17 protein-coding genes are annotated in these 14,579 nt (G+C 45.7%); 3 read left to right on the forward strand and 14 right to left on the reverse strand.

The window, feature by feature from the left end:
- Window positions 1-59: 59 nt before the first annotated feature.
- The 11 genes from V7R88_RS11995 to V7R88_RS12045 form a co-directional block, all read right to left on the reverse strand.
- Window positions 60-842: a WxL domain-containing protein gene (locus tag V7R88_RS11995; RefSeq protein ID WP_003646063.1), complete on the reverse strand. Its 783-nt coding sequence runs from the start codon at window positions 840-842 to the stop codon at window positions 60-62.
- Between the two features lie 654 nt (window positions 843-1,496).
- A complete protein-coding gene (locus tag V7R88_RS12000) occupies window positions 1,497-2,132 on the reverse strand; it encodes a CBS domain-containing protein (protein ID WP_054397180.1) in 636 nt (211 codons plus the stop codon).
- 2 nt (window positions 2,133-2,134) lie between these two features.
- A complete protein-coding gene (locus tag V7R88_RS12005; RefSeq protein ID WP_338816258.1) occupies window positions 2,135-2,839 on the reverse strand; it encodes an ABC transporter ATP-binding protein in 705 nt (234 codons plus the stop codon).
- Window positions 2,840-3,619 (reverse strand): ABC transporter ATP-binding protein, encoded by a 780-nt coding sequence (locus V7R88_RS12010; protein WP_054397184.1) that lies wholly within the window; start codon window positions 3,617-3,619, stop codon window positions 2,840-2,842.
- Window positions 3,612-4,574, reverse strand: coding sequence for a branched-chain amino acid ABC transporter permease (locus V7R88_RS12015; RefSeq protein ID WP_226319804.1), 963 nt, complete (start codon window positions 4,572-4,574; stop codon window positions 3,612-3,614). The genes V7R88_RS12010 and V7R88_RS12015 overlap by 8 nt, the downstream gene beginning before the upstream one ends.
- 16 nt (window positions 4,575-4,590) lie before the next feature.
- Window positions 4,591-5,469: a branched-chain amino acid ABC transporter permease gene (locus V7R88_RS12020; protein ID WP_003642246.1), complete on the reverse strand. Its 879-nt coding sequence runs from the start codon at window positions 5,467-5,469 to the stop codon at window positions 4,591-4,593.
- A gap of 30 nt (window positions 5,470-5,499) precedes the next feature.
- Entirely contained in the window at window positions 5,500-6,693 is a 1,194-nt protein-coding gene (locus tag V7R88_RS12025; RefSeq protein WP_003643351.1) for an ABC transporter substrate-binding protein, read from the reverse strand.
- A 572-nt stretch (window positions 6,694-7,265) separates the two neighbouring features.
- The gene (locus V7R88_RS12030; protein ID WP_003642248.1) at window positions 7,266-7,484 is read right to left on the reverse strand and encodes a hypothetical protein; all 219 of its coding nucleotides are present in this window, start codon (window positions 7,482-7,484) and stop codon (window positions 7,266-7,268) included.
- A gap of 94 nt (window positions 7,485-7,578) precedes the next feature.
- Complete coding sequence (locus tag V7R88_RS12035) at window positions 7,579-8,385, reverse strand: matrixin family metalloprotease (RefSeq protein ID WP_054397084.1); 807 nt, start codon at window positions 8,383-8,385, stop codon at window positions 7,579-7,581.
- 232 nt (window positions 8,386-8,617) lie between these two features.
- Window positions 8,618-9,103 carry a GtrA family protein gene (locus tag V7R88_RS12040; protein WP_057717688.1) on the reverse strand — a complete coding sequence of 162 codons (486 nt, stop codon included), beginning with the start codon at window positions 9,101-9,103 and terminating at the stop codon, window positions 8,618-8,620.
- 298 nt (window positions 9,104-9,401) lie between these two features.
- Window positions 9,402-9,587 (reverse strand): hypothetical protein, encoded by a 186-nt coding sequence (locus V7R88_RS12045; protein WP_057717687.1) that lies wholly within the window; start codon window positions 9,585-9,587, stop codon window positions 9,402-9,404.
- Window positions 9,588-9,812: 225 nt separating this feature from the next.
- On the opposite strand from V7R88_RS12045, the gene V7R88_RS12050 reads away from it, so the two are divergent.
- The 3 genes from V7R88_RS12050 to V7R88_RS12060 all read left to right on the forward strand — a co-directional run bounded on the left by V7R88_RS12050 (window position 9,813) and on the right by V7R88_RS12060 (window position 12,231).
- Window positions 9,813-11,405 carry an Nramp family divalent metal transporter gene (locus tag V7R88_RS12050; RefSeq protein WP_003642253.1) on the forward strand — a complete coding sequence of 531 codons (1,593 nt, stop codon included), beginning with the start codon at window positions 9,813-9,815 and terminating at the stop codon, window positions 11,403-11,405.
- Window positions 11,405-11,836: a universal stress protein gene (locus tag V7R88_RS12055; RefSeq protein ID WP_057717686.1), complete on the forward strand. Its 432-nt coding sequence runs from the start codon at window positions 11,405-11,407 to the stop codon at window positions 11,834-11,836. Before V7R88_RS12050 ends, V7R88_RS12055 begins: the two co-directional genes overlap by 1 nt.
- A gap of 122 nt (window positions 11,837-11,958) precedes the next feature.
- On the forward strand, window positions 11,959-12,231 hold the full coding sequence (locus V7R88_RS12060) for a hypothetical protein (RefSeq protein ID WP_003642255.1): 273 nt from the start codon (window positions 11,959-11,961) through the stop codon (window positions 12,229-12,231).
- A 78-nt stretch (window positions 12,232-12,309) separates the two neighbouring features.
- Here the strand turns inward: V7R88_RS12060 and V7R88_RS12065 are convergent, their stop codons facing one another.
- The 3 genes from V7R88_RS12065 to V7R88_RS12075 are packed head-to-tail and all read right to left on the reverse strand — an operon-like array spanning window position 12,310 to window position 13,907.
- Window positions 12,310-12,990 carry a TVP38/TMEM64 family protein gene (locus tag V7R88_RS12065; protein WP_057717685.1) on the reverse strand — a complete coding sequence of 227 codons (681 nt, stop codon included), beginning with the start codon at window positions 12,988-12,990 and terminating at the stop codon, window positions 12,310-12,312.
- Between the two features lie 12 nt (window positions 12,991-13,002).
- Complete coding sequence (locus V7R88_RS12070; RefSeq protein ID WP_057717684.1) at window positions 13,003-13,320, reverse strand: ArsR/SmtB family transcription factor; 318 nt, start codon at window positions 13,318-13,320, stop codon at window positions 13,003-13,005.
- 23 nt (window positions 13,321-13,343) lie between these two features.
- Entirely contained in the window at window positions 13,344-13,907 is a 564-nt protein-coding gene (locus V7R88_RS12075) for a cadmium resistance transporter (RefSeq protein ID WP_080392736.1), read from the reverse strand.
- Window positions 13,908-14,579 lie beyond the last annotated feature (672 nt).

The following is a 14,579-nucleotide window of genomic DNA, read 5'->3' on the forward strand; positions in this document are numbered from 1 at the left end:
GTCGATTATTATGTAAAAGAGACGCCCACTATTACGTGGTCATCTCCAAGTTCATTAATTTAATTATCTGCTGATGATGTTAACGTCCAGTTTAGGACACCCTTGTAAGTCGTAGCGGCCGCCGTGTTAGCCACGACGTTCAACTTGACTGCAGCCGGATCGAGCAAGTCAGACGTAATCCCCGCCCCACTCTTATCCGCTGCCGTCATGACGTTCCCAGAAGTTGTCCCCGTAAAGGACGCCCCGGCACTAGTTGAAGCCTGGCTACCTAAATCGAGTTCAACGGCTTGTCCAACCGCACCATTACCACCGGTACTGCCGTTGCTAGCTTCCGATCCGGAAGAAATGACCGTCCCTGCAGGTAAGGAGACCGTGGCCCCCTTAAGCGTACTTAAGTTGCCATCCGTGCCATCCGCAGCGGCGACACTCAATGTCCAACCCGCATTCGTCCCGCGTTGATCAGAGACTTGTAAGCCAACTTTACCCGTTGACCCCATGGTGACCGTGCTACCATCGCTACCAGTCAATGCTTTATAGCTTTGGTTATTGATCACGTCAATTTCATGCGAACCAAAATCAAGTTTACCGGGCGCGTAGATCAGTGACAAACCAGCACCGGAATTGGCACCGTTATCGCCATCACCAGGCTTAGGGTCAAGTGGCTTCGTTGGGTCAGTCGGATCGACCGGATCAACTGGATTAGTGGTATTCGCCGTAAACGTTGCCGTTGCGTTCGTCGTCCCACTCCGATTTTCACCATCGGCCGCGTGACCAACGATTGGCGTTAAGGCCCCCAATAAGATGGTACTGGTCATGAGTAAACTGCCTACTACTTTTTTCATATCGTGCATCCCCTTTAGTTTGCCTAATTCATTAACTGCACTAATAATTTACCACACTTTTCAACAATTACAACCCCTTAATCTTTGAGCTGTTTCTTTGTTAACCGACGAAAATCAACAAGGTCAACTGTTCTGGCCATATTTAGTGTTCGGTATTAATTTTTCGTTAAGTCACTATTAAGTGAGAAAACGGTTCAATCGCCGCTTTGTTAATATTTACACAATAATCACTAAGTCATCACATCGCATTGAATCAGGTCAATAATAAATTTTTTTATTGCAAGGGTCCGGTTAAACTTATTCTTCTTGATTACGATCACTTGGTTATCAAATTCGTCATCTAACTAAAAATTCTGTGTATTCCTCATAACCGCCGGATAAGAATAGCGCCATTTGGTCTTCACCATTCCTCGTAAACACGAGTTAATTCTGCCATAATACTAACCGAAAAAGGCCCCAGGTCGCTGTCACAAGCCCTAATCTGCTCACTTCTAACCATACTTTTCTCCAACATCGTTGACCCATCAGCGATTTATTGGCATCACCATCGAAAAAAAAGACTCAGGATGGACTCATCCTGAATCTTTTTTAATGGCCGCACATCTTCGTCATGTTTCATCACATAATCAGGTACGGTACGTAATGTTCAACTGACTAATCGCTGACCGGTTGTACTTCAAACCCCGCTGCCGTCAAAACTTGGTTAACATCGGCGGCCCGTTCACTATTCACGTGGAGCTCAATCACTTTTTCAGCCTGGTGATTCACGACCATTAACGTCTGAATACTTAGATCGTGTTCTGCTAAGACTTTTCCGATGGCAAAAATTACGCCGACATGGTCATGCTGGACCACCACCCGGGTCACGATTCCCGGCTGACCGTAACCAGCAATATTTAAGAACGCATCCAAGATATCATTATTGGTAATGATGCCCACAACTTGGTCGCCTGTCATGACTGGTAGTACGCCAATCTTATGTTTCCGCATCGTAGCAATCGCCGTTTCTAACTGCGCGCTTGATGCGACGGTCTGAACCGCCGTTTCCATGATTTGGTCCACCGTCGTCTTATTAAGTAAGTAGTTCAATTCGTACACCGACAAACTCGTGGCTTGTGATGGCATCGCGCGCTGAATGATGCCATGCGTGATTAGACCGACCATTTGATTACCCGCCATGACCGGTAACCGGTGAATCGCATTCTTCTTCATTAATTCAACCGCCACACTGATCGTCGTTTTAGGACTAACAACGACCAGGCGTGGTGTCATATAATCTGCAACACTCATACTTAACCCCCTAGATAAGCTTTCTGAACTTCTGAATTAGCTAATAATTCGGAACCCCGACCACTAAGCTTGACTTGTCCACTAGCTAAGACATAGCCGCGGTCAGCGATTTTCAGGGCTTGATTGGCATTTTGTTCAATTAGTAAAACCGTCGTTCCAGCCTGATTGATTGCCTTGATGATCTCAAAGATCTCATTAATAAAGATGGGCGCTAATCCCATTGAAGGTTCGTCAAGCAACATCAGCTTGGGCTGCGCCATCAGTGCGCGGCCCATCGCCAACATTTGTTGTTCACCACCTGAGAGCGTCGCGGCATCTTGATGCCGACGTTTCTTCAAAATTGGAAAGTAGTCGTAAACTTGCTGATAAGTCTGAGCCAATTGACCCCGATCCTGCCGTAAAAAAGCACCCATGTGTAGATTTTCTTGAACAGACAGGCCGGGAAAAATATGGCGTCCTTCAGGAACTTGCGAAATACCCGCCCGCACAATTTTAGGAGCGGCCGTCTTTTGGATGGGTTGATCCAAATAGTGAATAGCGCCACTGACCGGACGCATCAAGCCAGATATCGTGTGCAACAACGTAGATTTCCCGGCGCCGTTAGCACCAATCAACGTAACAATTTCACCCTGTTGCACGTCAAAACTAACTCCTTTGACTGCCTGAATCGCGCCATAATTAACGACTAAATCACGTACTTTAAGCATTTACACCCCTCCTAGGTAGGCCTTGATAACGGCCGGATCATGTTGAATGGCTTGTGGCGTCCCAGTTGCTAACAGAGCCCCATGTTCCAATACGTAGAGCCGTTCGACCACGTTCATGACTAGTGACATGTCGTGTTCAATTAGCACCACGGTAATATGAAACTCTTGTTGAATCCGTCGAATCAAGCGCGTCAAATCCGCCGTTTCTTCGGGATTCATACCCGCTGCGGGTTCGTCAAGGAAGAGTAACTTGGGCTTCGTCGCCAGGGCCCGCACAATCTCTAATCGCCGCTGAATACCATATGGTAAACTCTTTGCGGGCTGATCAGCGACGGCGGTCAAATCAAACATCGCTAATAAGGCTTGTGCCGCCTGGGTCATTGCCCGCTCAGTCTGGTAATACTTAGGTAAGCGCAGGATGCTAGTCAAAAACCGTTCATGGTAATGATTGGTCATTGCAATGCGCACGTTATCGAGAACACTCATCTCCTTGAACAACCGGATATTTTGAAACGTCCGTGAAATACCAACCCGAGCAATCGCAGCGGGCTGCTTGCCATTTAACGACACCACACCCTGGTCCGTGTAGAAACTAATGCTACCCGAACTAACCGGTGTTTCACCAGTCAACAAGTTGAATAACGTGGTTTTGCCAGCACCATTCGGGCCAATCAAGCCAATCAGTTCGTCTTGATCAAAATGGAGTGAAACGTCAGCAACGGCGGTCAGGCCACCGAAATTCTTGACTAGTCCTTGTGCATCTAATAACCGACTACTCATGGTTAACCGCCTCCTTAGCCGACCGCCGTCTGAATAGGCGCGCGAATGAGAACTCCCACGTTCCTAACAGTCCAGCTGGTTTGAAAATCATAATCAAGATCAGTGCCAATGAATAAATAATCATCCGGACCGTTCCGAAGTTTTGTAGGACCGTGTCGAGCGCGCCTAATACAATTGCGGCCACGAAAGTCCCGGTAATGCTACCGACCCCACCGAGGACGACAATAATCAGAATCGCAATGGACGCCATGATATTAAAATCACCCGGTGCAATCGTTTGAATATAGGCTGCATGCAGCGACCCGCCAATCGCAGCAGTCGCCGCGCCAAAGACGAAAGCGGCTAACTTCCAGCGCGTCGTATTGATTCCCATGGCACCAGCCGCAAGTTCATCATCCCGCACAGCCATCACGGCCCGACCACCGCGACTATGAATAAAGTTGACCGTGATAATCGTTGTCAGACACATCAAAACGTACACCGTTGCCCACGAAGCAAGTGCCGGGATATTGAATAACCCCGCTGCACCGTTCGTAATTTTCAGATTATTGATTAGAATCCGAATGATTTCGGCCGCCCCCATCGTCGCAATGGCTAAGTAATCACCGCGCAATCGTAATGTTGGGATGCCAACAATGACCGCCGCTTCCATGGCAATCACCATGCCGACGATCATCGACAGATAAAATCCTGCGGGCGTCGCCATTGTTTGGGTCATAATACCAGTCGCGTAGGCGCCAATTGCCATAAAGCCGGCGTGACCAAGTGAGAACTGGCCTGCAAACCCAATAATCAGATTGAGTCCCACCGCCAATATAACGTTGATACCAATCGTCACCAGCATATTTTCAATAAACGAGTTAATGACGCCCATCAGCTCTAAACCGTCAATCACAACAAAGCCGATAACCATCACACCGAGCCACGCCATGTTAGTTTTCAAATTTGCTTTCATTAATTTGGCGCCTCCCTCAGACTTTTTCCTTGGTTCGTTTACCGAATATTCCAGCCGGCAACACGAGCAAAATAACAATTAAGACAAAGTAAACCACTGCGTCCTTGTAGGCGGATAGGCCGATTGCCTGAACACCAGTCTCCAGGATGCCGATAATAAATCCGCCCAGTGAAGCCCCAGGCACGGAACCAATCCCACCAATCACGGCTGCGACAAAGGCCTTAATACCAGGCGTCATGCCCATCAACGGATCAATCGAATTATAGTATAGGCCAATCAGGACTCCGGCAGCGCCAGCCATTGCGGACCCTAATGCGAACGTGAACGAAATCGTATGGTTAAGATTGATGCCCACCAACTGTGCAGCCTCGGGATCAACAGAAACGGCCCGCATTGCTTTACCCATTTTGGTACGTTTGATAATTAATTCCAATAGAATCATTAATAGGCACGCCGTTCCTAAAATCAGTAGCTGCACATTCGATACCCGCAATCCGCCCCAGTGATAAGTCACCACTTTGATTGCTTGGGGAAATGAACGGGCACTCGCACCAACAAAGTATGACATCCCATTCTCAAGCAAGAATGAAACACCGATCGCCGTGATTAGCGCGGTAATTCGCGGTGAATGGCGTAATGGGCGGTACGCGAAATATTCAATAATCACACCACTAACTGCGCAGATCACCATTGCGGACAGGAGCGCCGCAACAAAGTTAAAGTGTAGTGACTTCAAACTGTAATAGCCCCAAAAGGCCCCCAACATATAAATATCGCCATGTGCAAAATTAATTAATTTGATAATGCCATAAACCATCGTGTAGCCTAGCGCCAATAACGCGTAGATACTTCCTAGCGATAGTCCGTTGATCAATTGTTGTCCAAATGTCTGCATATGTGTTCCCCCACGCTTTCACTAGTCTGACTATTTGACGTTATAAACCTTGCTGACCACGCCATTCGTCAATTGTTCAATTGAAATCGTCTTTTCAGGATTATGTTGCTTATCGATAGTCGTCGTCCCAGTGACACCCTTGAAGTTCTTAAGTTTGGCCAAACCATCGGCGATTTTAACAGAATTAGCCGAGCCTTCCTTTTCGATGGCTGCTTTGATCATATAAACCGAATCATAAGCGAGTGCTGAAAAAGTTGGTGCGGTACTACCATACTTTGCCTTGTAAGCACTCATAAATTTCGAAGCAACTTTGTTCGTTGCCGAAGCCTTAGTAGAAAATGGCGTCGTGTAATAAACATTGGTAGCATTAGACTTGCCAGCAATTTGGGCTAATTTAGCATCCGCCATCCCGTCACTACCAACGATTGGAGCCTTGATTCCCGCTTGCCGCGCTTGCTTAACGATTAGACCGATTTCCGAATAGTAACCAGGCGCATAGATGGCATCGATCTTTTTATGTTTCAACGCAGTTAGGATGGCATTAAAGTCCTTATCGCCCTCTTGGAACGTTTGGCTGCTAACGACCGTGCCCCGATACTGCTTCTTAAACGCCTTTGTTAGGCCCGTGCCGTAATCACTGGAGTTATCAGTCAAAATGGCGACGCGTTTCGCCTTCAAGTTCTTAGTCACAAAAGTTGCTGCCGTGGCCCCTTGAAAATTATTCTGATAGCAAGCTCGGAATATGTACTTTTGAACTTTGCCGCTCTTTTGCAACGTATAATCCGGGTCGGTCGCTGATGGACTGACTGATGGTACTGCCGCCTTAGTCATATTAGGAATCGCCGCAGTCCCGGCACTAGTTGTCGCGGGACCAACTACGGCCACGACCTTATCGTTATTCACGAGCTGGGCAGCCACGGAAGCAGCAGTCGTGTTCGATGTCTTATTGTCTCTGATGACCAACTGAATTTTCTTCTTGGTCCCCCCAACCTTGATTCCACCGCTCTTATTGATTTTCTTGACGGCTAACTGAATACCTTGCTTTTGCTGTTCTCCATAACCGGCCGCAGATCCAGACAATTCCATATTGACCCCAATTTTAATAGTCTTGCCAGGATTATTTCCTTGACTTGAACTTGATTTGGCAGTAGCACACCCTGCCAGTGTCAACGCCATCGCACCAAGTGCTGCAATCTTCATCGTTTGTTTTTCCCATTTTTTCATTAGTTATTCCCACTTTCGTTTTTTTATTGCTACGTTGTTGACCCCGATCCTCCTTAAGTCACAAAAAGGCCTCATCCACCGTAGTGAATGAGGCCTTTACCCGGAACTGAGCCTCATTACCACAATGGGAAAGAAGGGCTCAGTTCACTTGAATTTTGAGTTATACTCAAGGTCAAGTGACCGGGTCCTTCTTCGTTAATAATAAGGCTAAATTTTGAACAGCAAGGGTTGTCAACAAGTTGGTTAGGTTAGATTGAATTTTCATAATTGACGCGCCTCGCTTTCAAAAGTTTTTTGTAATGTTGATGTTTCTTAGATTAATTAACTTTTAATTATAAGTCAAGCGTATTTTTAATCTTTTTTATATTAATTAAAGGCGAACCGCTACGGGCACATAGTGTCGACAGTGATTCAAAAAAATTATTTTGGACCTTGGTTAACTGGCAGTTGAAAGGGCTACCCCCTGGCCACCTGGCTCATTCAGCCGGATTAAAAATATAAAAAAAGAACTGATTACTAAACTGGCAATCAGTTCCCATTCAAAAATTAGGCCGTCATGGTCGTTATTCTAGTTAAGCCTTTAAGAGTTTTTCAACTTCGCTCTTGAGCTTAGCTTCGTCCATACTCATATAAGGCGCTACTTCGTCAGCCGTCTTGTCAGTATCATGACTATCGGCGTCCATAAAGTGATTCCAAATCGCATCCCGTACGGGTAACTTAGAGTCACTCCAATCAAACACGTCCGTCATCTTTTCGTCTAACATACTGTTCATTTCAACTGCTGCAGCCATACTAAAACAACTTCCTTTCTAATTTTTGATACACCTTGATTATAGGTCAAAATTTGAAAAGTGGTTAAATTTTGTTTGGTATTACGAAAATAAATTACGCATTCTTTTGATAAATTGTTTGCAGAGCCGCAATATCAGCATCTGATAACGTGCTCTTGCCTTGCGAGACAGGGTACATCACTGATTCAGTCGACGAACTGTGGTCCAACCCTAACGCGTGACCCAACTCATGGACTGCGACCGATTTACTGAAAGCCGAGGCGTATGCCCCGTTAAGACTAGCCGTCGCGTTATTCCAATATTGGGTCCCCCGCCAGCTGATTTGCTTTGTAATATCAGGGCCACCGTGGCCAAGCTCAACGCTGGTCGCACCAGTCGCCATTTTTTTATGATACATCGAAAAAGTCACTGAATTCTGTGATCCGCTGGCTTTACCGGCCACCAGATGGACCAACCCGGTCTGATTATAAGTCGCAACAGCTTCAAGAAAGACCTGCCGGGCCGCTTTAGGAACGTTGCGATCAAAGGAATAATAATACGTCTTCTTTAAAGTGACATTCTGCACGATTGATTCAATCGGCGTTGCCTTACTAGTGGATTGAGTTGTCGAACTGGTTGCTTGCGAACTGGAACTAGTGGCCGAGCTGGCACCCTTATCCGTCTGCTGTCCTGATGATTGCTTGCTTGAGTCCGCGATCGAATCTTCAGTCGCGCTGCTAGTATCATCCGCGCCCAATAAGTGACTGGATAAGTCGCCCGACAAGGCAGCTGCTAGGTTTTGACGACTCGTCTGATATATCGCCGCCGCGCGCGGGGCAAGCGTATCATAGTTGCGCCACCCAAATAGCACGAGGCCAATTAGAAATAGCGCTTTGATTCCGCGCCTTAAATTTGTTAGCATTCCGTGCGCTCCTCCTAATTTTCTAACATAGTGACAAGCAGTAATTTAAGTTTATTAAACCACACGACACCTACTTTAAACATAGCTCTTAGTGAATCATTAAGAATATTTAGGATTGCCGCAACCTACTTGTAATCTTAATCCGCTTTCACACACCTACTCGTCATTCTAACAACCGCGGCACCCCACTGAACAAAAAAAGACGTGAATTTTCATTCCCGTCTTGATGTGGCTACTTATTTCGAAAAACATACAGTTTCGAGAACAAGAAGTTCCCAATGATGGCGCCGGCCTGCCCAAGAATCTTGGCTAGTACCGCCGAGCTCCCCAATACTGACATCAACAACCATAAAATAATCGCTTCAACGACGTACGTCACGATCCGGGTCGCATAGAACTTGCCCATTTCACGATAAACGTGGTGTGAATGGTGGTCGAACACCTTCAAGCGGTCAACCCAGAACGCAACTTGCACGGCAATGACCCAGGAAATAACGTTGGCGACCTGGTATTCGAGCCCAATTAGGTGATACGTCGTATAGAAGGTTGCAAAGTTGACCGCAACACTGATCAATCCCCACAAGATATAGCGAATCGCTTGGTTACGAGTTTCTTTAACGGGAGAAATGATTTTTTTATCCAATTCCGCCGCTGGTTCTAAAATTTCAGTAACCGTTTCCTCATTTTGATCAACTTTAATCGAATCTGGTTTACTCATGGTTACCACACCTGACTTTCTCCACTTAAACATGATTATTGTGAAATAATTCGGTTTAAGTCGTATCTTCATTTCTATGAGTAAAAATAACACAACTTAATCTTAGCACAGCAGTTAACTGTTGGCGATGACAACTATTCAGATTTGGACCAATAATTCACATCCATGAATCATCAACCTATTTCAACTAAAATATCACGGTCAGTTTTTAGTCACCCAGCAACTCGTTGGTAGTCATCTTACGTCGGCAAGCGTTGCAGCTACCATTACTGAAAATCGTCTGTCGTGAAACGTGCAATTACGTCGCGATGTCAATTTGCGTCATCTTCTTTTGTCGCCGAATAATTTTTAAATTATCTGAAAAGCTCATTTTTACACCTCCAAGCATATCGTACGCGACGGGTGATTGTTCGACAAGCGACGTTTCTAAGCAAGGCGATGAAGCCGGTGACTTGAGCGTGTTGCGCTTTTTGAAAGTCGTCATTTTTTACGAACCCAAACGCTATTCTAATTATTTTTATCATAGCGTTTTAGCCTACTTTCGTGATTATTTAGTAAGTTAAGAATATTATTATCAACCGGGATATTTAAAATCAAATACTTTTAAATATTTTGTAGGTGTGCCTAAAAAAGTATTTCCATTTACTTTTATTTATTGTACAATGACAACGGCTCAAAGATTTAGAGATATAGAAAGGTGGTCTTTTAATTGAGCGAAAAGACGAACACCCCAAACCGGAAGCATAAATTGATTGAATATGCTAACGGCCCCTCACTAGAGGAAATCAACGGTACCATCGAGGTTCCCAAGAATCTGAACTTCTGGAAAACCCTCTTTGCGTATTCAGGTCCTGGTGCCTTAGTTGCGGTAGGCTACATGGATCCCGGTAACTGGTCAACTTCCATCACCGGTGGTCAAAACTACCAATACATGCTGATGTCTGTCATCTTGATATCAAGTTTGATTGCGATGCTACTACAATACATGGCGGCTAAACTTGGTATCGTGAGTCAGATGGATCTGGCCCAAGCGATTCGGGCGCGGACGAGTAAATCACTCGGAATCGTCTTGTGGATTTTAACCGAATTAGCCATCATGGCGACCGACATTGCCGAAGTTATCGGTGCTGCGATTGCCCTCTATTTATTATTCAACATTCCGTTAGTCATTGCGGTGTTTATTACCGTGCTTGACGTTTTAGTTCTGCTATTATTGACCAAAATCGGTTTTCGGAAAATCGAAGCCATCGTGGTTTGTTTGATTTTAGTTATCTTATTCGTATTCGTTTATCAAGTCGCGTTATCTAACCCTGATTGGGGCGGTGTGATCAAGGGCTTAGTCCCGACCGCTGACACTTTCTCGACAAGTCGTTCCGTGAATGGTATGACGCCACTTTCTGGTGCTTTAGGGATTATCGGTGCCACCGTCATGCCCCATAATTTGTACTTGCACTCGGCAATCTCACAAACGCGGAAGATTGACCACAACGATGAGGAAGATGTCGCGCGGACCGTTAAATTTGCCGCTTGGGACTCCAATATCCAACTTTCATTCGCTTTCGTGGTTAATTCACTATTATTGATTATGGGCGTTGCCGTCTTTAAGAGTGGCGCTGTTAAAGATCCTTCATTCTTCGGTCTTTATGAAGCATTGTCCAATACATCAATGTTAAGTAATGGTATTTTAATCAGTGTTGCTAAATCTGGGGCGCTCTCAGCCCTCTTCGCCATCGCGTTACTGGCTTCTGGGCAAAACTCCACCATTACCGGTACGTTAACTGGGCAAGTCATCATGGAAGGGTTCGTCCACATGCGGATGCCACTCTGGTTACGGCGGTTAGTGACCCGCTTGATCTCAGTTATTCCCGTCCTCATTTGCGTGCTATTAACTAGTGGTAAGAGTGCCATCGACGAGCATACTGCCTTGAATAATCTGATGAATAACTCACAAGTCTTTCTAGCTTTCGCCCTGCCATTCTCCATGTTGCCATTATTGATGATGACTGACAGCGCGGCAGAAATGGGCAAACGATTCAAGAACTCGCTTTGGATCAAAGGTCTAGGTTGGTTATCCGTCATCGGTTTAACTTTCTTAAATTTACTCGGCCTACCAGATTCAATCTTAGGCTTCTTCGGCGATAATCCTTCAGCTGGCGAACAGACTTTTTCTAAGATTCTAGCCTACCTTTTGATTGCCGCTATCTTAGCCCTACTTGTCTGGACCGTCTTCGACCTCCAACGCGGTAACAAACGTTACGTTGAACAGCAACTTGCTGCAGCAGCAAAGGAGGCCAACAAATAATGGCGACTAAATTCAACCGGATTCTCGTTGGTGTTGATGATTCTGCCGATGCTTTACTTGCTTTTGACTATGCAATCCATCAAGCGAAGCAAGATGGTGCCGAACTGGTCATTATCTCGATTCTTGAAAATGATGACATGAACGTTTATCAGGCACTCAGCAAGGACTACATTCATGGTGAACGTCAAGAACTTGAACAGCATATATTGAAATATCAAAAGCAAGCCCAAGCTGCTGGTGTCACTAAAGTCCACGCAATGATTGCGGAAGGCGAACCTGGCGAGACCATTGTTAAGGAAGTCATTCCCCACGTTCAACCGGACTTACTCATTATTGGCTCCCTAGCCAAAAAGGGGATTGCCAAACACTTTGGTAGCCAAGCGGCTTATATGGCAAAATACGCACCGATTTCAGTTTTAGTTATTCGTTAAATCAATTAAAATAACCTCAAAACCCCCGTTTTCAATGTGAAAACGGGGGTTTTAGGTTAACAAAACATTATTTGACTATTAACCTAAACATACTATAATAGTCACTGAAGGGGGATTCGATTATGACACCAAACGAAACCTACGACGCATTAGAACAATGGCACTTATTACCGGCGACTAATTTTACCTGGCGGCCCTTCACCGCTACCGCTATTTATGTTGACAGCCCGCATGCGCGGCGTGTCTATCAGCTAGACTTAGCTGACGACACGGTCGAGATCTTTCAGGCCGATCCAGGCTCAGAACTGTCTGAACATTTCTTACCATATAAGACAGTTACACTGACCACAACTCAAATCAATCAATTCAAGCATACCCAGCCAGTTGCATCATAACGGCTACGGGCAAAGCGGCGGGCACACCCTCTTAGTCAATGATTAAGAAGGCGGGCCCGCCGCTTATAATTTCAATTATTAATGATCCAAATCAACTGCTCGTTGACGATCATGGTGGATCAGCCACAACAACCCCAATAAGAGCACCAGGAGTCCAACCAACATCAGTGCATTCTTAAAATGCGCTTTAATCAGTTCATCGCCACCCCAAGCATAAATAATCGCCGTGGGCATGCTGCCCAGTAGCGTTGCTGTGGCCAGCTGCCGGGGTGTCACCGCCGTTTCAATGGCCGCTAAACTAACTAATGACGTTGGAATAAACGGTATCGTATACCCAATCACGATTCCTAATAAGGGATGCCGCATCTTACCAATGGCCGTCACGAGTTTTGACGGCTGTTGATCCCGTCGCGCCGTTACCCGTCCGAAAAAGCGTTGTGCAATCAAGTTGCCCAGGGTGATACCGACAATATTTAACATTGCCCCCAGCCCCTTGCCGAAGCAGATGCCAGCAACGACACTGATTGTCGCCACGGGGGCACCCGGAATAATCGAAAAACAAATTAGCAAGGGAACCACTAATAAAATATCAACCGCACGGTGCCGCCGGACTTGGGCCACCAGTGATGATTGGTCAAACACCCGGTGCTGAATGAGCTCCCAAGTACCGTGGTAGCGATAGATCAACAGCCCAATTAATAGCAATGCCAGTAGCACTGCCCCACCAATCAGTTGTCGTTTCGTTATCTTAACTTTCACAGCTTCCTCCCGTCATTCATCACGATGCGGTTCATGCTTGATTTCATGAGCCACATGTCCAATCATGGCATCGACCATTTCCAAAATATGGGGATCGTCTAGACAATAGTAGACATGCTTCCCCCGCTTCGTTTTAGATACCAACTGATACTGAAACAAAATTGCTAACTGATGCGAGACTAATGGCTGCGCCAAATGAACATGTTCAACGATTTGCGTGACGTCCGCTTCATGGTGTTCTAAAAAAATTAGGATTTTAATCCGATTAACATTACTCAATACTTTGTATATTTTAGCCGCCTCAGTTAATAGTGGCCCGCTGACCTCCATGCCAATTCCTCCGTTCTCACCAATCATAGGAATGCGATTAAATGGCTAATTAGCCCACTATCCCAGAAAACATATAAGCCAATCACCACGTAACAAATTTTCATCAACCGTTCACCATGAGCCGCTATTTGCTTTTGAACAGCCTTGATTTCCGCCACCTGGTTAATGATAAGCACGACAAGCATCGTCAATATACCAATAAATCCTAAAGTCATCACAAAGTGTACCATGCTTTCCCCAACGAGCACAGGTAAAAAGATCGATAAATTACAACCAGCACATACGGCCAAATAAGTGACTAGTACGTTAATCACCGGCGACCCACCAGCCCGATCGGCGGTATCATCATCATCGTGAAATGCAAGCCAAATCGGCAGCACACCCAAGAATCCTAATAACCATTCTGGCAAAAATAAGGTCAGTGCTTTACCCACAAAGAAGCTTGCCGTTAGTAAGATAATATTGCCCAACAAATAGCCCAATAAGACCTGCCACAACCGATACTTCTTCAATAAAAAAACTAACATCAAGCAAAAATCCAAATTAACACTCAAAAACGTCAACGCCCAAACCCCATAATGCATCATCTCACCCACTCTTCCTTACGCGTTTGCTAGTATTAAGCATCAATTGTGATTAAAACGTGCCAAGTTTAGATTCCTGTTCGTCAGCCGGTGATCGTCCTATTCCGACCTCCGGGGCTGGGTGACAATTGCTGGAACGTAAGTCGACGTCGATTTGAGCTAACGCATAACCCGCGTCATCTCAAATACGAGTCTTATTCTAAGCCGGAAGCAACCCACTTCCGACTAAGAATAATTTGGCTACTGAGCATTGTCACCCAGCCCCTCCGGTCGGCAAGCCGCTCGAATGGCTGATGAACGGCCACTTAGCTTGGTGCAATAGGTCGTTGGCTATTTTGATAAGGGGACTTTGAGCGAAATGTCAGATGCCTGACCTACTTTTTCGTAACGTTCAATTTTGACTACAGCAGCTTAGGAGAATGAACTATTCCAATATCACTTTCAGTCTGACAGTTTCTTAGCAAAATTACCGTTTATGAATAATAACGACCAATTCATCAAAAGTTGGGTACATCTGCGTCTGCCATTCGAATACCATCCCGACTGGAAGGCGTTTCTGACAATGCCCAGTGGTGAAATTTCACTTAGCAAGCGTCTTGTGCTTGGTTAGTGAAAGGCCAGTATTTAAGACGTGGGCTTCGGCTTAAATCTGTGCCCACCACGTTCCGGCAATTG

Origin of the sequence: Lactiplantibacillus argentoratensis, assembly GCF_037290055.1 — a bacterium.
In the GTDB taxonomy this organism is placed as follows: domain Bacteria; phylum Bacillota; class Bacilli; order Lactobacillales; family Lactobacillaceae; genus Lactiplantibacillus; species Lactiplantibacillus plantarum.